The organism is Bacteriovorax sp. Seq25_V, assembly GCF_000447795.1.
GTDB lineage: Bacteria > Bdellovibrionota > Bacteriovoracia > Bacteriovoracales > Bacteriovoracaceae > Halobacteriovorax_A.
In genome coordinates, this window is record NZ_AUNI01000015.1 from 464198 (window position 1) to 484894 (window position 20697).

The window sequence follows — 20697 nt, forward strand, 5'->3', positions numbered from 1 at the left end:
GTGAAGCAAGTTGAGCATATTCAATTCGATGATCTGATTACAATTGAGCATACTAAGATGAAACCTTTGTCGGTTTCGATGGTGGTAAACGCAAAGAATCGATCAATACTTGGTTTTCGAGTTGCACGGATACCTGCGAATGGTTTGCTTGCAGAGAAATCTCGACGAAAATATGGGAAGCGCAAGAGTGAACATCTAAGAGAGTTGAGAAGTTTATTTGGAGAAATCAAAAACTGTGTAAAACCAAACGCACTCGTACAGTCTGATGATCATAGTGTCTATAATTCCGTGGTTAGAACTTATTTACCACAGGCTACTCATCAGCAATTCATAGGAGGTCGAGGATGTTCAACTGGTCAAGGGGAGCTAAAGAGATTAAGGTTTGATCCAATTTTTACATTGAATCATAACTTCGCAATGCTTAGGGATGGAATTGGAAAACTAATTAGAAAGACATGGGGGACGACGAAATGTCCAGATGCCTTGAGAAACATCTGGAAATTTATATGTGTTATCACAATGAGAATTTGGGAGTGCTAACACCACTGCGAGGGGGCAGTTAAGAAAGAATACATCTCACTTGCACACCATCTTTATTATCTAAGTTTGGTAATCCTTTTTCACACTCTTCAGTCGCAAGTGGACATCTTGTATGAAATGAACACCCATTTGGAGGATTTAGAGGCGAAGGAAGTTCTGCATCTTTTAGTTTAGGAAAGTTTTTAATTTCATCATTATTTGAGATGTGAGCACTTTTTAAAAGTGTCTTTGTATATGGATGCTGAGGTGCTTTGAAAACTTTTTCAGCTGGACCGTATTCAGAAACCTTTCCAAGATACATTACAAGAATCTCATCTGCGATATAATTTACAACAGAAAGATCGTGAGAAATGAAAATATAGCTTAGGCCCATTTTCTTTTGTAGGTCTTTTAAGAGGTTTAAGATCTGCGCTTGAATCGAAACATCAAGGGCCGAAACTGGTTCATCAAGAATTAAAACTTTTGGATTGAGGATAAGCGCTCTTGCAATCCCAAGTCTTTGACGTTGTCCCCCTGAGAACATATGTGGATACTTATGTGCTCCTTCTGGTCTAAGTCCAACGAGCTCCATTAGTTCTTTTGCTTTTTTTAATGCCTCGTCTTTAGAAACGTTAGAGTTAATTAAAAGAGGATCAGCGATAATTTCCCATGCTTTCTTTCTAGGGTTAAGAGAGTCGAGTGGGTCTTGGAAAACCATTTGAATATTTCCATAGCGCTCTTTAGAGGAGATATCATCAAATGATTTATCGCCAAAATAAATTTCGCCACCAGTTCTTTTCTCGAGACCCATTAGTGTTTTTGCCAGGGTACTTTTTCCACAACCAGATTCACCGACTATACCAATTGTTTGATTCTTTTTGATGCTAAAACTCAAATCATCAAGGGCCTTTACAAATTTATTTGGTCCTTTATTGACGGGGTAATATGTTTTTAAATTTTTTACTGTTAATACATTTTCCATTTATATCTATGCCCTTAAATTATAGTGTGTGGATACAGCGTACTTCTCTGTTTTCAACTTCTGAAATTTTTGGAGTTGAAACATTGCAGTCATCTTTCTTATTAAAACAACGAGCATAGAACTGACATCCCTGTGGCCTATGGTGTAGATCGGGGACGATTCCAGAGATAGAGAATAGTTCTTCTGTCTTTGTTGTATGAAATGAAGGAATAGAGTCAAGTAGTCCTTTTGTGTATGGATGTTTTGGTTGGTTAATGACAAGATCAGTTTTCCCTGTCTCGATTATTTCTCCTGCATACATAACTTGAATTCTATCTGTAATATCTTTTACAACAGAAAGGTCGTGGCTTACGAAAATGACAGACATATTAAACTTCACTTTAAGAGACTCGATAAGGTCAATGATTTGCTGTTGAACAGTTACATCGAGTGCTGTTGTAGGCTCATCGGCGATGAGAAGTTTTGGATTACACGCAATGGCCATGGCAATCATAATTCGTTGGCTCATCCCACCTGATAGCTCGTGTGGGTATGCCTTTAATCTATCTTTTGGAGCTGGGATACCGACGTTGTAGAGAAGATCAAGCACGCGTTGTGCTTTTTCTTCTCTTGTTAGATTTGGCTCGTGGATATCAAGGACTTCAGTGAGTTGTTGTTCAACTGTATAACATGGATTTAGTGAACTCATCGGATCCTGAAAGATCATTCCGATTTCTTTTCCTCTAATCTGTTGCCATTCTTCAGTTGAAATTGTCAGAAGATTTTTACCATTGAAGATGAGCTCATCAGCTGTAATGATTGCGTTCTCTGCAAGAAGCCCCATTATGGCCATATTTGTGATACTTTTTCCGCATCCTGATTCCCCAACAACTCCAAGGGTTTCACCCTCGTGAACGTTAAAGTTTACATCGCGAACGGCTTCAATGATTCCCTTCTTCGTTTGAAACTTAATTGAAAGATTTCGAACTTTTAATAATATATTCATTTTATCCCTTTAAATTATCTTTTTAGTTTTGGATCAAGTGCATCTCTTAAGCCATCTCCAAAGAGGTTAAGCCCAAGAACTACAGCGAGAATACAAAGTCCTGGAAATGTCACAAGCCATGGAGAACTTTGAATGTAAGGTCTCGCATCACTTAGCATAATTCCCCATTCAGGGGTGGGTGGTTGAACACCAAGACCTAAGAATCCAAGAGCTGCCGTAGAGAGGATACCTTCACTTAGGCCAAGTGTTGTTTGAACAATGAGTGTGGCCATACAGTTTGGAAGAATTTCTTTGATCATTATTCTCCAAGGTCCAGCACCAAAAGTTTGTGCGGCCATAACAAATTGTCTCTTCTTTATTTCAAGTACGTTTGCTCTAACGAGTCTTGTAAAAGATGGAATATTAACAAGCGCTACTGCGATGATGGCATTTGTAAGTCCTGGGCCAATAACTGAAACAACAATAATTGCAAGAAGGATACTTGGATAGGCCATAAGGATATCAATCATTCTCATGATGACGGTATCGACTTTTCCGCCAAAGTATCCGGCCATAAGACCAAGAAGAGTTCCTGTAACTGTAGAGATGACAACGATTGAAACACCTACAAAAAGTGAAATCTGAGCACCCCAAATTAATCTTGAAAGTACATCGCGACCGAGATCATCTGTTCCAAGAATAAATTGAGTTGAACCACCTTCTGCCCAAACTGGCGGTAGTCTTAACATTCCTGGAAATACTTCACTGGCTCCATGGGGAGAGATGAGGGGAGCAAGGATCGCTAGGATTATAAATCCTAGAACAAGGGCAAGCCCAACTACTGCACCTTTGTTCTCGCTAAAATGTTCCCAAAACTCTTTTGCTTGTGTTTTAAATGTAATTTTTTCTTCTAGTATATCTGTATTCATTTTATCCCTAACTTTATTATCTTAATTTTGGATTTGCATACGTGTAGATTATATCCACGATGAAATTGATCGTGATAACCATAATCGCAATAAACAGAATCCCTCCTTGTATTACTGGATAGTCTCTTGCGTGAATACTTGCCACTAACCATTTCCCAATTCCTGGCCATGAGAAAATTGTCTCTGTAAGAATTGCTCCGGTGATGATACTTCCAAAAAGTAATCCGATTACTGTAACAATAGGAATAAGAGCATTTCTAAAGGCATGCTTCCAAATTACCTTCGTATAGCTTTGACCTTTGGCCTTTGCTGTTTGAATGTATGGAGCACGAAGAACTTCAAGAACGGAAGATCTTGTCATTCTCGCGACAACTGCGAGAGGGATTGTTCCCATCGCAATTGTTGGAAGTATTAAATGTCTAAGGGCACTGATAAATGGTTGAAATCCATCCATCTCAATAACGCTTGGGTTAAGAGAGTCGATGAGAAGTAATCCTGTTACAGTTGGTACATCAAAGAGAACATCGAGGCGCCCCGATACTGGGGTTATACCAAGATTAACCGAAAAGATGATAATGAGAATAAGCCCCCACCAGAAAATTGGCATGGAGTAACCAACGAGAGAGGTTCCCATTAAGAGGTAATCGGGCATAGAGTTTCTATTTGTTGCAGCATAGACACCTGCAGGAATTCCTATCAGGATTGCAAAGATCATCGCGCAAATTCCAAGCTCTAAAGTAGCAGGGAAGCGGTCGAAGAATTCTGTTGTAACCGGTCTCTTACTCACAAGAGAACGCCCGAAATCACCTTGAACAGCATTTTTCATATAAATGGCATATTGTTCAAGGATAGGTTTATCAAGTCCAAGATTTTTCTTCATCTCCATGTAAACTTCTGGATCTGCTCCACGTTCTCCAAGCATAAGCATGACTGGATCACCTGGTACGAGACGAATTACAATGAAGGATAAAAGCGAAATCCCAACGAGTGTTGGGATTAGCTGAAATATTTTTTCTTTTAAAAATTTTCTCATTTATTACTCAAGTTCAATTTTATCAAAAATATCGCCACCTAGTGGATCGATTACGTAGCCCTTAACATTCTTTGCCATTGCTCTAAATACTGTAGAGTGGGCAATAGGAACCCAAGGTGCTTGTTCTTTAAAAATAACCTGAGCATCTCTATAGAGCTTCGTTCTTTCTGCTATATCTGTGATTCTCTTCGCTTCATTTACAAGTTTATCAAAGTCAGCATTACACCATCTTGCATAGTTTGAGCCTGCTTCAACTGATTGACACCCAAGAAGAATGTGTAGGAAGTTGTCTGGGTCTCCGTTATCTCCAGACCATCCTAGTTGTAGCATTTCGTGCTCTCCTTGAGATGATTTCTTTAAGTATGTAGGCCAGTCAAAAGAAACTAGTTTTACTTTTATCCCGATTTTTGCAAGGTCTGCTTGCATTAATTCACCCATCTTCTTTCCATTTGGATTGTATGGACGAGATACTGGAAGAGTCCAAAGAGTTGTCTCAAACCCATTTGGGAAACCAGCTTTTGCAAGTAATGCTTTCGCTTCGTCTACGTTGTAATCATAATCTTTAATGTCATCGTTATATGACCAGATCGTTGGAGGGAGTGGGTTCTTTGCTACTGACGCGTGACCTAGGTAAATCGCTTCAATATAAGATGGCTTATTAAGGGCCATGGAGATAGCTTTTCTTACTAGTAAATTATCAAATGGCTTTTTAGTCGTATTCATTGCGAGGTAACCAACGTTAAGCCCTGCTCCTGACATTAGTTTTAAATTAGGTTCTGTTTTAATAGATTCAAGATCTGATGGAGATGGTTCAATAACTAAGTGACACTCGCCAGCTTTTAATTTTTGAAAACGTACAGATGCGTCAGGAGTAATAGAGAATACAAGTCTTTCAACTTTTGGTTTCTCTGAGAAATACTCTTTATTTGTAACATACTTAATAACATTATCTTTTTGGTAAACTTGGAATATGTATGGCCCTGTACCAATAGGATATGTATCAAGGTTTTCTTTTTTCCCTTCTTTACTTAGGTTGTCTGCATATTCTTTTGAAAGAATACTCATGAAACTCATTGCCATATTTGCTAAGAATGGGGCTTCTGGTTTGTTGAGAGTGATTGAAACTTCATGATCATTAATTTTGTCGATGCTCTTGATTAGATCACCCATTCCCATACCTGAGAAATACTCATAAGTTCCGCCACCAATCATGTGGTACTCACTACTTTTATCAAACATTCTATTGAATGAGAAAAGCACATCATCAGCATTAAACTCACGAGTAGGAGTAAAATATTTAGTCGTATGAAACTTAACACCTTTTCTAAGCTTGAAAGTATAAGTTAACTTATCTTCACTGACTTCATAGCTTTCAGCTAAGCTTGGATAGATCTCTGTTGATCCAGTTTTAAAATCAACAAGCCTGTTATAAATTGTATGGGCCGAAGCATTGTTTGAAGTACCATCTGTTGTTACTTGTGGATTGAATGCAGTAGGTGAACCTTCCGAGCAATAAACAAAAGTATTTTTATTGCTTTTGCCCCCAGAACAAGACACGAGTGTGATTAGTGCGGCTGCACTAAGAAATAGTGATAAATGTTTCATTAATAATGTCTCCATAAAGTTTTGCGTGCACTTATCATAAGGAAATGGTCCGATATTTGAAAGTTGCTCCGAGTTAAAAAGCTGACAATTTTAACGTGATATCAGATACTTACAATTGTTTAAGCTCGAGTAAAAGTGTAAAGTTTTCATGCTAACGGGTTTGTGATGCAATGCGTTGGTGGGTGTGGTATTTTGCCATCGAATAATGTCTTAGATGGTTAGATAACTACCCGGAGGAATTTGTGAAAAATTCGCATATCAAGAGTTTATTAATATTACTTTCTATGTCTCAGGTTTTGGCCGCTCCTTACTCGATGCCAGATGTAAGAGATATTTCTGAGAACAATTTTGATAATACAGGTTTTGCACGTGGTGCAGAACACGTAGAGTTTAGTTCAAAATCAGATGTTTCTATTGGCCAGGAAATCATGGTCTTTGATAGATACCAAGCAACTTATACGATGGAAGATGGAAAATTAGTTAGAGGGAGATCTCTTGGACGTCTTGACCGTTTAACTGTCGTTGATAATTCAGAAAATACTCCTGATAGGAAAATCTTAGTAAAAGTTAATTACTCTAAAGACAGATACATGACTAATAAGACAGTTCTTGTAAACTTAGACGGCTTATCTGTTTATGAAGATTATAAGAAATTTGATTCTGATGTTTTCGTTGTACAAAATATTGCAACAGAAAAGTTAAGAGTTTATCAGAGAGTATGTAAGGATAACTCTTGTCCTCCAAAAATTATCCTTGAAACAGACTTTGTTGCTGGTTTTAAAAAAGGTGATGAGAAATTCGCTTACAGAACTAGAGTTGGTAGTTTTAGAGTTTTTGAATGGCATAAGTTCTATCAAGATAAGAACGGTGGTCATTATCCATCTTGGTACGATCCAAGCTTCCCATCTGTTCCTGATGCGGATGAGAGTTGGTCAAAATGGTTTAAAGATGACGTCATGCCATGGAAGTCTGATGGGTCAATGATGAGAGGAGCATTTGGTTGGTACACTGCTCTTGTTGAACCAAACGCTAATGAGCAGTGGACACACGGAACAATCGGTTGGGGAGACTCAAGTGAAGAGAATATTAAGAGAGCAAAAGGAGAAGATTTCCTAGGGAAGATTGCTTCTACTTTTACTTCTCTTAGAAGTTCAGGATGTTCAAGAGTTTCTAATAAGGCAATTGCATTTTTAAGACATATACTTCCTGTTGGAACACCAATCTTAAAAGTTTATGCACTTGAAAAGTACCAAGATGAAGCTTCGATGAAGAAAATCTATAATAAGGAAGCTAAGTTTACGTGGGATTATGCGCTTACAACTGATGGGGTAAGAGCTACTAATAAAGATGCTACTTCTGCACATAAGAATTTCGTTGAATCACGTGGTCTTCGTTCAGATGAGATTTTAGAAGAGGGAACTTTTGAGTTCTCAAATTACCCACACGTTGTTCAACCACGTAGTGCAAAGTCTTCACAGTGTGACGAGTCTGATACTGATAGACTTATCTTAAGCGAAGCAGATAGAACATCTAAGAAGGATGTACTTATCTCTGATATTAAGAAAATTAAAGATAAAGAATGTAACCTATACAAAATCCCTGCAGATGCATTTAAAGGGGTATTCTATGTCGATACAGGTCTTTTTGATGGATATGATCATCCAAAAGCAGAAGGTATTATCAAGGGTGGTTTTAACTCTGAGTTTTTACCGAGCTACGTAAAGATTGGTTCGTACAAGAAATAAAATAGGACTGGTGAATATATGAAGAACTTAAAAGTATTAGGTGTAGCTTTTTCTCTGATGGCCATCACAACGAGTGCGGTCGCAAGTGAAGGGATAAGTTTCTCTCGTGCATGTGAGAGGGGACAAAATATTACAATCTCTGCGGTTGGGGATATTTTGTTGCACGAGACTTTACAAAGACGAGCTGTAAAAGAGAATTCTTTTGAGCCCCTTTGGGAAGAAGTTATACCATACTTTGAAAGTTCGGATTATTCGTATGGAAACCTTGAGGCTCCTGCGGCTGAGGGAACTGATAAAACAGGTGCTAAAGTTCGTGATCCAGGATTTAAGTATGATGGCAAAGTGTACTCATCATATCCAATGTTTAATTATCATCCAAGTATCATTAGAGAGCTAAAGAAGAGTGGTCTTGATATTTTATCAACTGCTAATAATCACTCTCTTGATAGACAGTCGCGTGGAATTGATCAAACGTTAAAAGAAATTGAAAGTGAAGATATCCAATTAGTTGGTACAAGATATAAAAAAGACCAGAAGAAAGATAAGCTGGAAGATTGGTATCGTGTTACAGATATTAACGGAGTAAAGGTTGCGTGGATTGGTTGTACATTTATCATGAACTATACAAAGTATAGAGAAGAAAATGGTGCCGTGGATCCATACGATCAAGTTATGTTTTGCAAGTCGACTAAAGGGCAGGAAAGAATTCAAAAGATTATCGCAAAACAAAAGAAAGAAGTTGATGCTATTATCATCACTCCTCACTGGGGTAATGAGTATGTGAATTCGCCAAATGATATTCAAAAAGAATTTGGCCGTAAATGGATTGAGATGGGGGCGACAGCTGTTATTGGCTCTCACCCTCACGTTTTACAACCAATGGAAAAAGTTGTCGCTAAAGATGGTAGAGAGGGATTTATTATTTACTCACTTGGTAATTTTGTTTCTAACCAAGGTGGTAAAGAGTCTGAATGTAATGGTGAAAGAGCCTGTCTTGCGAAGAAACTTGCACAGCGTTCTTCGGTAACTCTATTCTTAGGACTAACTAAAAATAGCAAGGGAACATTTATTAATGGTGTGAAGGCCCTGCCAATGAGAATGGTTAATCAGTATGACAATGATAATATTAAGCTTGATCTTATCGAAAGAGAGTTCTCTGAGTTCGACTCTGAGTTGGCTAAAGATGAGAGAGCGAGATCCCCAGAAACTTTTGGAGAGGGAAGAGAAGAGGTGAAGCATATTAAATCAATTCTTCCTGCTGCAAATTTAATCTATAATGGGGAAGAAGTAGTCACTAATCCTGGTTGTTAATGACGATATTTTTGATGCCTTAATTATTTCATTAAGGCATCTAACTTCTTAAGAAAATCTTCCTTACTTTTTGATGTCATTGTAATTTCTTTATGAGTTGTGTTTTCAGTGATCGTAAGAGAAATTTCTCTAGATTTTACGCCATTGATTCCTTTTACAATTTTATCTAGTAATCTAAAGTGGCACTTTTCTTTTCCTTCAACATAAACCATTGTTCCATTGTTGGCCTTAAGTTTTGGAATCATTCTATCATTTTGTTGAATCTGATTTGAAAGTGAACCTGTCGCATTGGCAACATCACAAAGACCAACGAGATCACTCGTATCAATTTCAGGGAGGCATGGCTCGCTTGATGGAGTGTGATCGAATTGCAGATCATATTCGTCTATAACACCAGCATCTCTTAGCTCTTCAATAATCTCAGCAACAGTATCTCCTGTTTGGCATGTTATATTTGCATCAGCACCAAGTTTAATAAGTTTTGAAACATTATCAATCATTGTCTTGTCTTGTATTTTTTGCATGACTTCATAGGCTTCTTTCTCTTCTACGGTCATACTAGTTCTAAAGTCAAACTGTGGTTCAGTCATTTGCTGCTTAAAGTTAAGCCCCATTTTTCTTCCGACAACTTGGGAGCAAAGAATATTTTCTCCCATCATTAAATTCGTACTGAAATCATAATGTTCGGCAATTAATTCAGTTAATCCATTTACTTCTTGAAAGCCTGTGGCATCAAGGTATAGCTGTCCCTGTAAAAGAGAGCCTAGAAAATTTTGATCAATTTCACCCTTTGCCATCTCTTTAATAAATGCTTTTGAGTCATTCATATTCATTGAAAAATTATAGAATCCATCTTTAAGCGCTTTGGCGTAAATATCACTTCCTGGAGAGAATCTTTTTTGAAGCTCTTTGAAGTATTCTTCTGGAGTATTTGAATTATCTCGTGCTTCTTTTAAGAGATAGGCATCTGTGTAACCAGATGGTTGAGCGACGTTTGTTTGATCGAGCAGCTTTTGCAAGTCCTCAAAACGATTGTGTTCATGATAGCCATTAATTTTCATTAGCCCTGATTTTTCATCATAATTCCAATTGATATCTTTCATTGCCAATTTTTCGTAGGCGCGACTTAGTGATTTTTCAAAGATTTGTTGATTTTTACTATCATCAAGTTTGTACATCGATATTAAATTTTTCAGGGCCTCTGATTTAACGTCAACTTCCTGATCATTCCCTGATATGAAAGTAATATTTGCAGCAATCATCTCAATTGTCATAGGATCGTCTTGAAGTTCTGGAGCACCATCTGAATTTATACCAGGAAAGCCAATACCTATTCCTCCCATGCCAAAACCGCCACCCATTCCGATACCGCCACCACCATAGCCACCACCATAGCCACCACCGTATGGACCACTTGTAAAATCTGTGGAAAATGTAAATGAATGTAATAGTAAAATTATTAATAGTTGAACTCTTCTCATAGAGTTCTTTTCGGAGTTTTACTCTTGGAGTTGAGTTAATGGAACCCGAGGAAGTTCGTCGGTTATTTTTAGTCGAGCTTCTTTACTTTCTAGTATTTTAGCTGAAGGATCGAGATAAATGAATGAGTAAGAGCTAGAGTTTGGTGCGATATTAAGTTCTTTTTCGGCCATACCGAGTTTAATGATATTTAATTGTTGTTTGAGGTTTCTGATCTCTCTTGCAGATTGTTCAATTTGATTCTCTTTCTCTTTGATTTCTTTTTGTTTCTCAATATATTCGGGATCCGTTGAACTCGTTGCGAGTAGGTGAAGTGTACTTGAGAGATCGTCTAGAAGTTGAACATCACTTCTAAAGTTCACATCATTTTGTTTTGACTTAATCTCGGCTCTTAAGTTTTTTAAGATTAGATCTTTATCAAGTGGGAGGGTCGTTTCTCCATTGGCAGTTAGGGAAACACCTGTTGTTGAAAATATAATGTCTTTATTCGAGTTATTTTCGATGAGCAGATGAAGTTTTAAGTATTCGGTATCATCTGTATAATCGAAATTATAATAATAGGTAACAGGTTTTTGAGTATGTTTTAAACGATACATAAAACCATGTTCAGTACTGTAAAGTTTATTTTGTGATTTGTAAGTATAGTGCTTAGTCGTGGCACACGAAGCAAGGAAAGAGATGAGGATATAAAACCAACATCTCTTAAGCATAGTTTGGCCTTGTGACGTATTCGATTGGATCTTCCACGCCAGCTTTTTGGAAGCCACGTAATCTTAGCGCGCAAGAGTCACAAACTCCACAGGCCTTATCTCCTCTGGCATAACAAGAATAAGAGTGGATAAGTGGCGCCTTAAGCTCTAGGGCCTTATTTACGATCTCATGTTTTTTAAGACTTATTACAGGAGTAATAATTGAAATATCTCCGGCCTTCGTTCCTTCTTTGATAAGGTTGTTGTAAGCCGCGTAGTAGCTTGGACGGCAGTCTGGATAACCTGAAGAATCTTCATCAACAGCACCAATATAAATCTTCTTAGCGCCTACAACTTCTGACCATGAAACTGCCATCGCGATAATGTGCGTGTTTCTAAACGGAACATAGCTGTCAGGAATTTCTTCTGAGTCGCCTTTGAATTGTTTGACATCAATTCCATCATCAGTAAGTGAGCTTCCTCCAATTTGCTTAAGGAAGCTTACATCGATAATTTTTCTTAGGCTTGGATCAACTCCGTAGTGATCAGCAATTTTATGAAAACAATCAAGCTCACGCTCTTCTGTTTTTTGTCCATAGTTTAAGTGAAGGAAAGCAAGATGCTCGTGGGCCTCATTGGCAATGGCAGCACTCACTAATGAGTCCATTCCACCACTTACTAATACAACTGCTAATTCCTTCGACTTTGACATATACTTCCTCTAACAATTATTTGCAGTCTCTTTAATGAAGTTTAGAAACTGCTCTGTTGCGAGCATTGCCTTTTCTTTTTTCTGATTGAGACTGCCTTCTTTCTCACTTAGCATGATGTAGAATTTAATCTTTGGCTCAGTTCCTGATGGTCTAAGATAAAGTCTACTTCCATTCTTAAAGTGATATCCAATAACATTACTTTTTGGGAAGTCGAGAGATCTTTTCTCATTAGTTTCAAGGTCTTCGATAATTTTTTGCTCGTAATCTTCTATAACGCTAATTTCATGACCACACAAGTTTGTAGGCCTCAAACTTCTAAAATGCGCCATAATTCGTGTAATTTTTTCAGAACCTTCCTTACCGAAGTAGTTTAGGTTTAAGAGAGTTTCCTCTGAGAATCCAAACTGCTCATAAATTTTATCGAGTGCTTGAACGAGATCAATTCCTTTTCTCTTATAGTAAAGAGCAACTTCTGACATAAGAGTTACAGATGCAATCCCATCTTTATCTCTTACAAAGTTGTGTGGAAGGTAACCAAAAGATTCTTCAGTCGCAAAAAGGAAGTTCTTATTTGGTTGTTCAATTTCCATTTTATTCATAAGACCACAGATCCATTTGAATCCTGTCAATGTGCTATGACTTTCAACTCCGTAGTGTGCTGCGATTACTTCTTGGAGAGGGGTAGTTACAACAGTTTTTACAAAGTATGAATTCTCAGGAAGTTTATCTTGCTCCTTTAAGCTTTCAAGAATGTAGTGAAGCATAAGGATTCCGATCTGGTTTCCATTGAGATAAACCACTTCACCGTTATGTTTAATTGCAACACCAAGTCTGTCTGTGTCTGGATCAGATCCCATGACGATATCACCACCAGTTTTTTCCATGAGGTCAACGGCCATTTTAAGGGCCTCAGGGTTTTCTGGGTTAGGGCTTGAGACAGTTGGAAAACTGCCATCAGGTTGTGCTTGCTCTTTTACAACTTCAACATTTGTGAAGCCAAGATCAGAAAGACCTCTAAGGCATGGAACTAAACCTGTTCCGTGAATTGGAGTATAAATGATCTTTAAGTCTTTTCCATTATTTCTTGAAAATGTTGGGTTAACCGCTTTTGATAGAATTGCTTCAAAATACTTATCTTCAACATCTGTTCCAACCCAATGAATAAGTCCTTTTTCGAGACCGTCCTCAAAGCTCATCACTTTAACATCTTCAAAACGTTCAATATTGGCGTAACGATTGATGATATTCTTGTCGTTAGGAGGAGTAACCTGTGCTCCATCATTCCAGTAAACTTTGTATCCATTGTATTCTGGTGGATTGTGAGAAGCTGTTACCATAACGCCGGCCTGTGCTCCGTGATGTCTTACAGAGAACGAGAGTAGGGCAACAGGATTTAGCCTTTCATAAATATAAGCGTGAATTCCATTGGCCGCCATAACTGCTGCTGTTTCTTTTGCAAACTCAAAAGAGAAGCGACGAGAGTCGTAGCTGATTGCAACTTTTGGAGTCTCGATATTATTTTTTGCACTATAGTCTAAAACCTCTGAGGCCAGGGCCTGAGTTGCTTTTCTTACTGTGTAGATATTTATTCTATTATTTCCCGCACCAAGGATTGATCTGATACCACCTGTACCAAACTCAAGTTCACGGTAGAATCTTTCTTCGATTTCTTTCGTGTCGTTAGCATCGATTAAAGCTTGGATCTCAGCTCTGCTTTCCGGTGAGAAATATTCGTTATTTGCCCAGGCCTGTGCCTTGTCTAATGAATTCATGTTTACTCCTTGAAACTAGGGGCTCATTTTAAGAAATTGGAAAAGATACGTCCACCTTTTCCTTATATGAGTTGTGTCAAAATACGCCTAGAAGGCCCTAGGCGCGTGTTTTAATGTCATTAGTCAAAGCATAATTGACTAGTTGGATTGAAATATACGGAGCCTGTAAGATTTGTCCCCGATGTACTAGTATCATCTATGGTGCTTACTCCATTAAGTCTGGAAGAATCAATTGCACAGTAGGAGAAGTCAATAACACCAGCAGGTTGTGTTAGAGATTCCCAAACAAAGTAGTCTTTATAAATTCCGTCGAAATCTTTTATGTAGGTATTTCCAACGTTAGTTGCCGAACCACCGATACCCGAAAAGATTGCATCAACTGTTCCTGTTGCACTTGAAGTAAAGCTATTACCTAGAGGGATACTAGCATCTACAGATGATGCAGTTCCTGAGTTTACAATATCAAGATTTCCCATATTTGTTGGAGTTATCCCATCAGCTGTAAATTTTGATGCATCAATAGTGACGCTACTTCCTGATGCATAGATTTTATCGGTTACAATCATTGCCCTTCCAGCTTTTGCGCCAACATTTGTCGTTCCGGCAGTGATCGCAGCAGCGTTTGAGGAGAAATCGATCTCTCTTGCAAAGATCAGTATTAACCCACCGCCAGGAGCTGAACCATTACCTTTTCCAAGAGGTAGACAGTTCTTTGGATCATCACAGTTCGTATAATCACTAAACATAGAAGGATTGTGTGTAGGGTGAGTAGTTCCTTTGTTTAGAACTGATATATTTGCAGAAAATGTGAGCTTATCTCTAACTCTTACTGCAATAATTCCACCTTTTCCATTGGAGTAGGGATTTAGTGTCGGAGTGGATGCTACTGCAAAATTAGCAATATTTGGAACTCGAAGAACTTGAATTTTACAATTTGTATAATCAACAGAACTTCCTGAGGTTAGGTCTGTATTTGGTTTAATTGTGTCATAAAATTCAAGCATTACACCTGAAGTAACAGTCTTAATTCTTTGAAAACCATATTCTCCTGTTCTAAGAGGCCCACATTCTGATGAGCTAGCTGTAAACTCTGAGACATACCACATGATTTCGTCTCCTGGATTATACCCAGTTGTTGATTCTATGTTTGCACTTCGACCATCAGGAGAGAAGTTTGTAACAAGGTGATTAACGTAACTAAACGAAGATAAATTTCCGTCTGCACCTGTTCCAAAAATTTGAAGTGGATTTGGACCCGCTCCTACAGGAGTCTCAGTATTATGTTCAAAGTAAATATCTAAGTTACCACCGACTATAATCGTTCCGGCCGTTGAGTCAGTATAATTAGGGTATTGTGACCCTGTTCCATCTGACCCTCTTAAGAAACCTTCTTTGAAAGCATATACAACCTCTGGTCCTGTACAATCTGTTGATGTGTAGAAAAATACAGTTGGTGTGAACCCGCCACCAAGACTATCGCCACTTGGTAGAGTTAAATAATTTGTGTCACTGATTGTTTTACAACCAGAAACTAATTGATGAGGAGGAGGAGCAATTCCTGCATCGACATCCATTCCTAAACTCACTCGATAGGATTGAGTTAAACCTGTTCCTGAGCAAGTATTTGCTACATCATCAATAGCTAAGCAGCTGTGAAAATTTACCTTTGGCCATGATCCATTGTTATAAGTAAATTCTGAAAATAATTCTGAGTCTCCAGGAATTGGAAGAGCACAATTTGACGTAGTAAGTTTGAATGTAACACTTGTATCGTTACCATCCAATGTATGTGTTCCTGAATATGAACATTTCGTAACTCCTTCAAGGATTGTCGGGCCTCCACCTCCATCCCAAGCTACCAAATAAAATTCCCAAACACCGTTTGGGAGTTCAAGCACAAGATCACTATCATTTACACTTAATGCTTTTGAAAGACTGAATTTATCATCGAGTGTATGACCGACTAGCAGTGCCCCGCCGTTAGCAGTGGAAAGTGAGCCCGTCAGTGCCGCAAGGTCAACTTTGAAGCTAGCTGAAGAGTGACCTTTCTTACCTGCGCAAGAAGCAAGAAGAAGTATTGTTATTAGGAAGGAAATGACTTTCATTTTTTAACCCTTGGGGAAGTTCACTACAACCTATCTTATCGTTACTTTTTTGCTGAACATAAGTTCAAGGGCTTATGAATTTTGGTAAATAAAAAGATGCCATTTATCTTTGTCAGTCCAAATTTCAGTAACTTAAAATTATTAATTAAATGGAATCTGCATAACCTCCGATAAGGCCTTATCCATATAACTACTTGTTTATTTGAAGAACTACATATAGATTATCTTTGTTTGGATATAATTAGATTGAAAGGAGATAGAGATGGCAAATCCTAGCATGAAACATAAGTCGAACCAGCCAGGTGCTTGGTACTGTACGGATCCTGATGATGATAATGGAGAGGGATGTATCGCTTGTAACGTTTGTTATACAGGTGCTCCAGACTTTTTCGCTGAAGATGAAGATGGAAATGCTTATATTAAAAAGCAGCCAACGACTCCTGAAGAGATTGAACTTTGCCAAGAGCAAATGGATGCATGTCCAGTCGCTTCTATCGGGAACGACGGCTAAAACTCAACTATGGCAGGTGGATCTCCACCTGCTTTTAGGCGCTTAAGCCCCCTCAAAATAAAGAAACTTGTCAAAGCCCACAATAAAATCTATGTTCCACGAAATTATTCTTTAGATGGGGGCAATCATGAAGAAGCTAATTATTGGATTACTAAGTATTACCGCGCTTGGGCAAGAGGCATATCTTGATGCGCCTTATGAAAACCTTGTTCATCCAGTCGACAATGCTAAGAATATCAAATCTTTTAATTCCGTATCAAACACGAAAGAACTGATTTCAAAAGTTACATCTGTAAAATCTCAGGGCTCACGCGGCACTTGTTCAATTTTTTCTGCAACAGCAATACTCGAGGCCATGCTTATAATTAAGGGTTATGAAACTAAGGATGTTGATTTATCAGAAGAGTGGTTAGAATATCTTGCGATGTCCACAAATGGCCTTAAAACAACTGATGGTTCATACTCATATGCGAATTTCAACGCTATCAAAAAATACGGAATGGTCTCAGAAAATACTCTTCCATACATTAGTGAGGATTGGAGCGAAGGTGGATTTTCAAGTCTAAAGAATGAAAGATGTTCTCACTTAACTGGGAATTATTTAAAAAATTGTTACCTTGGTCACTTCGATGCGCGCTTAATAAACTCAACCCTTACAGCACTTAAAGATTCTGAAATAAGTGGCGCACAACTTGTTTATGACCTAATCAAAGAAGGAAAAGAGTTTAAAAAGAAAGTTAAATTTTCAAATACATCCTCACAACTATATTCAACTGCAGAAATTAAAAATTATCTGTCTAATGGAATTCCATTAACAATGGGAATAGATTTTTTCTACGGTGCTTGGAACCACAGAAAGGCAGCTGAGTATGGTATTGGAAGAGATGCTAGTAATTGGAATGAGGGGATCGTTGGTTATCCAGAATATAATAGTAAGGATAGGACAATTTCAAGACAGCATCGAGCAGGTCATTCTGTGATGATCGTCGGCTATGATGATAATTATGTTGTGACAACTAATGTATTGATGAACGATGGTACATATAAAGAGTTCAATTATAAAGGCGTTTACTTCTTTAAAAATTCTTGGGGAACTTCAAGCTTTGGTGCAACAACTAAGATTGGGAATGAGTACTATCCAGGCTACGGAATAATTACACAAAAGTATGCTAATGAAATGGGATCGTTCTACGTATTACCAGTAGAGTAGTGAAGACGCTGGGACTATGTGTCCCAGCATTATTTTTTATCTTGTTATTGTTGTCATCGTATCACAGTCGTTACCCTTGTAAAAATCTTGTAGTAAAATTGTACGTTCGCGATTGTTCATAATTTCAAGCATAATTTGTCCAATACGATCATTCTTTAATCCTTTCTGACCAAATTCTTTGTCTAGATACTTTTGGGCTTCGTTAATCGTCATGACTTTACCATAAAAGCGAATTGTGGAAGCTTCTTCTTTTGCTTCTAGGATAGAAAGATTTTTTCCTTCTATTTCAACTTCTGTCTTTCCAAAAGATTCTGCGTTAGCGATCATTTTCATATAGTTCTTTGCTGTAATAATTCTTCGGGCAAGCACAGCAGAGTCATTGTGGGATTTGATAATTTTTCTATCCTTGTTCTTATCAGGATCTCCAAAAATATCATTATTCGTTGCTAGAAAATCATAACCAAGCTCAGAAAGTTTTTGAGAGTAAACCCAAATTTCTCTTCCTGTTGAAGCATCAACACATGCATTAAGTTTTTCATCTTCACTCAGATTACCTATGTCTCCTGATTCATTCACGAAGTATCGCTCTTTGAATGTATCAAATTTTTCATCGAAATTTTTGTTTTGAGATTCTGAAAGATCTCTCATTTTTTCGATGAATTGTTTTCCATACTTTCCATAAACATGATTTTTTACAATATCTAGAGACTTGATTATTTCACGAAGGCCACCATCTTTCGAATCTTCCGAAGAGTATTCTTTTTTCGCGATTATTGTATCAAGTCGCTTGTTTAGCTCTGTCATTTTCTCAAGTGCAGTAGTTAACTCTTTCTCTCTTTTTTCCAGTTCTTTACTTTTTAGAAGTTCATTAAACTCTTTGACTGTTAGTTTTTCACTTCCTAGATCAATTGTGTAAGTTTCATCGAATACTTTCTTTGTTGACTCTCTTTTCTTTGCGATTGTTCCTAGTACTCTATTGAATGAACTTGAAATATCATTCAGAAATTTTGAATTAAAATCCTTAGGAGTCATCTCCATTAGACTTTGTGCATCGTCAAGCATTGCGAGTTTGTTTTTAAACAGAATATTTAGAAATTTGTCTGCTCCTGTCGATTCATTAATGTAATCAGTAAGAACTTCTTCAAGCATTGGTCTAATAAAGACAAGTTGACCTAGAACTTCTGCTTGTTGATACGTCGCAGATTTGCCAGGAAGGTCAACAATTGGATTTTTAATTTGTTCAAAAATATCAGAGATTAATTTCTCGGTCTCTTTATCAACATTATTTACTTGTGTTGTTTTTATTTTTTCAAGTTCTACAAGTGACTTCTCCTTAGCTTCGGAGAATGCTTTATTTGCTTTTGTGACTTCATCGAGAAGAAGTTTGGCCACTTCCTTATCTTTATAATGTTCATCTGTATCGATATCGAACATTTCTAGTGCTCTCACCTGATTTCTTACATCGTAATAGGCACAGTTAAGTTTTACAAAAGTTTCGATATCTGTTTCATTTTCAAATTCAAATCTCTTATCAAAGATACCATTAATAAAACGGAGTATTGAAGCGACGGCCAACCCCCCATAGGCAACGCTAACTCCAGCGGGAGAGTAGAGTCCAAATTGTGCAAAAGTTTGAATAACATCAGCTGAACGTTCGAGAAAGGGAGTCTTATCAAGATTTGTACATTTATTATTTGAAAATAGCGTATTCATTCCATTCATTAATTGAGTTAATGGAATACCATCGATCTTCACATCTTCCGTTGCTGGGATTACGTCTTTTGTTTCTTTTCCTTGTTCTTCTGCTAATTTATTCAGTTGTGCTTCTAGTTCGTTAGAGCTTGTAAGAATCTGATCAATAAGGCTTTGATTCCCATCAAAACAATCATCCTGAAAAACTGTCACAATAGATTTTAAGCTATCAACTGTTTGCTTATAGGTCATCGTATTATTCAAAGGACAAAACTCTGGTCTTGTCGAAGGTAGTTTATTTTTTTCAAGAATTTGTCTTATCTCTTCCTTTAGACTAGCGTCTATCTTTGCGTATTTGAGCGTTTTGACATAGTCACTAATCGAAGGAGTCTTATCAGGCTCTTTGGCCAGAACAGATAAAGTAAGTACTGTTGAAAGTAGGGCAGAAGTCCCTTTTCTTACGTAAGACATAAATCCTCCAAAAAACCAGTGTCGCATTGCGGCATTATTGCTTTTTTGGAGGTATAATTCATTAAAAAAACAAGAGTGTGTAACTAATTACACACTCTAAGTTATTGAATATATTTAATAAGCTTCAAGGATTTGGTGACGAAGATGCTTCTTTTCTTCATTAGAAAGTGAGTGATCATACTTATAAATTGACTCTAACCATTCTCCGTACATAGGATTTGGTAAAATTATATAGCTTCTTCCAAAGTCGTTTTTGTATTTCTCCACGACCTCTTTTCTCTTACCGAATTCTACTTTTTCAAAGTCTTTATTAAAATCACCAAGAGCATCCCCAATGTAGAGAACAACATTGTATTTTTTTAGAATTTCTAGTCTTCTTTTTTCCTTACTCGAATTTGGATCTACTTTAGGTCTGAGTTGGTTTCTTGTAATTGGAAAGCCCTGTGCTTTTAAATTCTTGTATGTTGCTTCAAAATTTTTATTGTTTCTATTTGTTACATAGAAAGTCGTAACATTATTTCTCTGGGCATAGTTTAAGAAGTCTACAGCTCCTGCAACAGCTGGTGCTTGGGCGACTTCTAGCCACTCCGACCAGTTTTCCTGATTGAACTCTCTATCTTCAAAAATATTTTTTACTTGATAAGGAGAGTTATCAAGAACTGTCTCGTCAACATCAACAATTATCGCAAGCGGTTTTTTACTTTTTATCTTTAAGCTTCTATTAAGCTGCAACCTTGCTGTATTATATGCCTGGTAAGATAGGGCAGTAAGTTCTGCTGAGCTTTGTTGCCATACGGTTGCTAGGTCTGAAAAATTTTGCTTTGGTTGCTGCGCACATGACATCAGCAAAAATAGACTAAGAAAAATTAAATTACGTAACATTTTATCTCCATTTATTAAAAAAACTATTTTATCATTATGGTTATGGAATTTAAATGATTTCACTTCGAAAATAAGTGGATTTTTT

16 protein-coding genes are annotated in these 20697 nt (G+C 37.4%); 4 read left to right on the forward strand and 12 right to left on the reverse strand.

Annotated features, from left to right (window positions below; translation table 11 throughout):
* Positions 1-559 precede the first annotated feature (559 nt).
* Genes M900_RS09975 through M900_RS09995 form a run of 5 tightly spaced genes read right to left on the reverse strand, consistent with a single transcriptional unit; the run spans position 560 to position 6032 of the window.
* Entirely contained in the window at positions 560-1501 is a 942-nt protein-coding gene (locus tag M900_RS09975) for an ABC transporter ATP-binding protein (protein ID WP_021274712.1), read from the reverse strand.
* A 19-nt stretch (positions 1502-1520) separates the two neighbouring features.
* Positions 1521-2486, reverse strand: coding sequence for an ABC transporter ATP-binding protein (locus M900_RS09980; protein WP_021274739.1), 966 nt, complete (start codon positions 2484-2486; stop codon positions 1521-1523).
* 14 nt (positions 2487-2500) lie between these two features.
* Positions 2501-3394, reverse strand: a complete 894-nt coding sequence (locus M900_RS09985) for an ABC transporter permease (protein WP_021274495.1) — start codon at positions 3392-3394, stop codon at positions 2501-2503.
* A gap of 16 nt (positions 3395-3410) precedes the next feature.
* Complete coding sequence (locus tag M900_RS09990; RefSeq protein ID WP_021274650.1) at positions 3411-4427, reverse strand: ABC transporter permease; 1017 nt, start codon at positions 4425-4427, stop codon at positions 3411-3413.
* A 3-nt stretch (positions 4428-4430) separates the two neighbouring features.
* The gene (locus tag M900_RS09995) at positions 4431-6032 is read right to left on the reverse strand and encodes an ABC transporter substrate-binding protein (protein ID WP_021274774.1); all 1602 of its coding nucleotides are present in this window, start codon (positions 6030-6032) and stop codon (positions 4431-4433) included.
* Positions 6033-6274: 242 nt separating this feature from the next.
* Between M900_RS09995 and M900_RS10000 the strand changes: the two genes are divergently transcribed.
* Complete coding sequence (locus tag M900_RS10000; RefSeq protein ID WP_034732228.1) at positions 6275-7777, forward strand: L,D-transpeptidase; 1503 nt, start codon at positions 6275-6277, stop codon at positions 7775-7777.
* Positions 7778-7795: 18 nt separating this feature from the next.
* Positions 7796-9088, forward strand: coding sequence for a CapA family protein (locus tag M900_RS10005; RefSeq protein WP_021274627.1), 1293 nt, complete (start codon positions 7796-7798; stop codon positions 9086-9088).
* 23 nt (positions 9089-9111) lie between these two features.
* Here the strand turns inward: M900_RS10005 and M900_RS10010 are convergent, their stop codons facing one another.
* The 5 genes from M900_RS10010 to M900_RS10030 all read right to left on the reverse strand — a co-directional run bounded on the left by M900_RS10010 (position 9112) and on the right by M900_RS10030 (position 15846).
* The gene (locus tag M900_RS10010) at positions 9112-10569 is read right to left on the reverse strand and encodes a hypothetical protein (RefSeq protein ID WP_021274340.1); all 1458 of its coding nucleotides are present in this window, start codon (positions 10567-10569) and stop codon (positions 9112-9114) included.
* A gap of 18 nt (positions 10570-10587) precedes the next feature.
* Positions 10588-11277: a hypothetical protein gene (locus M900_RS10015; RefSeq protein ID WP_034732230.1), complete on the reverse strand. Its 690-nt coding sequence runs from the start codon at positions 11275-11277 to the stop codon at positions 10588-10590.
* Positions 11270-11968, reverse strand: a complete 699-nt coding sequence (gene queC / locus M900_RS10020; RefSeq protein WP_021274756.1) for a 7-cyano-7-deazaguanine synthase QueC — start codon at positions 11966-11968, stop codon at positions 11270-11272. Before queC ends, M900_RS10015 begins: the two co-directional genes overlap by 8 nt.
* 9 nt (positions 11969-11977) lie before the next feature.
* Entirely contained in the window at positions 11978-13741 is a 1764-nt protein-coding gene (locus tag M900_RS10025; RefSeq protein WP_021274542.1) for a phospho-sugar mutase, read from the reverse strand.
* A gap of 119 nt (positions 13742-13860) precedes the next feature.
* Entirely contained in the window at positions 13861-15846 is a 1986-nt protein-coding gene (locus tag M900_RS10030) for a hypothetical protein (protein ID WP_021274608.1), read from the reverse strand.
* Between the two features lie 262 nt (positions 15847-16108).
* Here M900_RS10030 and M900_RS10035 point away from each other — a divergent pair, with 262 nt between their 5' ends.
* Positions 16109-16357 carry a ferredoxin gene (locus M900_RS10035; protein WP_021274591.1) on the forward strand — a complete coding sequence of 83 codons (249 nt, stop codon included), beginning with the start codon at positions 16109-16111 and terminating at the stop codon, positions 16355-16357.
* Between the two features lie 127 nt (positions 16358-16484).
* Positions 16485-17567 (forward strand): C1 family peptidase, encoded by a 1083-nt coding sequence (locus M900_RS10040; RefSeq protein ID WP_034732232.1) that lies wholly within the window; start codon positions 16485-16487, stop codon positions 17565-17567.
* A gap of 36 nt (positions 17568-17603) precedes the next feature.
* Here M900_RS10040 and M900_RS10045 read toward each other — a convergent pair whose 3' ends face one another.
* Positions 17604-19730: a hypothetical protein gene (locus M900_RS10045; protein WP_021274350.1), complete on the reverse strand. Its 2127-nt coding sequence runs from the start codon at positions 19728-19730 to the stop codon at positions 17604-17606.
* Positions 19731-19844: 114 nt separating this feature from the next.
* The gene (locus M900_RS10050) at positions 19845-20612 is read right to left on the reverse strand and encodes a 5'-nucleotidase, lipoprotein e(P4) family (protein WP_021274407.1); all 768 of its coding nucleotides are present in this window, start codon (positions 20610-20612) and stop codon (positions 19845-19847) included.
* Positions 20613-20697: the final 85 nt, after the last annotated feature.

What these genes read in the sequence shown, in the direction of transcription:
- M900_RS09975 (WP_021274712.1), bottom strand. Translation starts at nt 1,501, where the DNA reads ATGGAAAATGTATTAACAGTAAAAAATTTAAAAACATATTACCCCGTC.
- M900_RS09980 (WP_021274739.1), bottom strand. Translation starts at nt 2,486, where the DNA reads ATGAATATATTATTAAAAGTTCGAAATCTTTCAATTAAGTTTCAAACG.
- M900_RS09985 (WP_021274495.1), bottom strand. Translation starts at nt 3,394, where the DNA reads ATGAATACAGATATACTAGAAGAAAAAATTACATTTAAAACACAAGCA.
- M900_RS09990 (WP_021274650.1), bottom strand. Translation starts at nt 4,427, where the DNA reads ATGAGAAAATTTTTAAAAGAAAAAATATTTCAGCTAATCCCAACACTC.
- M900_RS09995 (WP_021274774.1), bottom strand. Translation starts at nt 6,032, where the DNA reads ATGAAACATTTATCACTATTTCTTAGTGCAGCCGCACTAATCACACTC.
- M900_RS10005 (WP_021274627.1), top strand. Translation starts at nt 7,796, where the DNA reads ATGAAGAACTTAAAAGTATTAGGTGTAGCTTTTTCTCTGATGGCCATC.
- M900_RS10010 (WP_021274340.1), bottom strand. Translation starts at nt 10,569, where the DNA reads ATGAGAAGAGTTCAACTATTAATAATTTTACTATTACATTCATTTACA.
- M900_RS10015 (WP_034732230.1), bottom strand. Translation starts at nt 11,277, where the DNA reads ATGCTTAAGAGATGTTGGTTTTATATCCTCATCTCTTTCCTTGCTTCG.
- queC (WP_021274756.1), bottom strand. Translation starts at nt 11,968, where the DNA reads ATGTCAAAGTCGAAGGAATTAGCAGTTGTATTAGTAAGTGGTGGAATG.
- M900_RS10025 (WP_021274542.1), bottom strand. Translation starts at nt 13,741, where the DNA reads ATGAATTCATTAGACAAGGCACAGGCCTGGGCAAATAACGAATATTTC.
- M900_RS10030 (WP_021274608.1), bottom strand. Translation starts at nt 15,846, where the DNA reads ATGAAAGTCATTTCCTTCCTAATAACAATACTTCTTCTTGCTTCTTGC.
- M900_RS10035 (WP_021274591.1), top strand. Translation starts at nt 16,109, where the DNA reads ATGGCAAATCCTAGCATGAAACATAAGTCGAACCAGCCAGGTGCTTGG.
- M900_RS10040 (WP_034732232.1), top strand. Translation starts at nt 16,485, where the DNA reads ATGAAGAAGCTAATTATTGGATTACTAAGTATTACCGCGCTTGGGCAA.
- M900_RS10045 (WP_021274350.1), bottom strand. Translation starts at nt 19,730, where the DNA reads ATGTCTTACGTAAGAAAAGGGACTTCTGCCCTACTTTCAACAGTACTT.
- M900_RS10050 (WP_021274407.1), bottom strand. Translation starts at nt 20,612, where the DNA reads ATGTTACGTAATTTAATTTTTCTTAGTCTATTTTTGCTGATGTCATGT.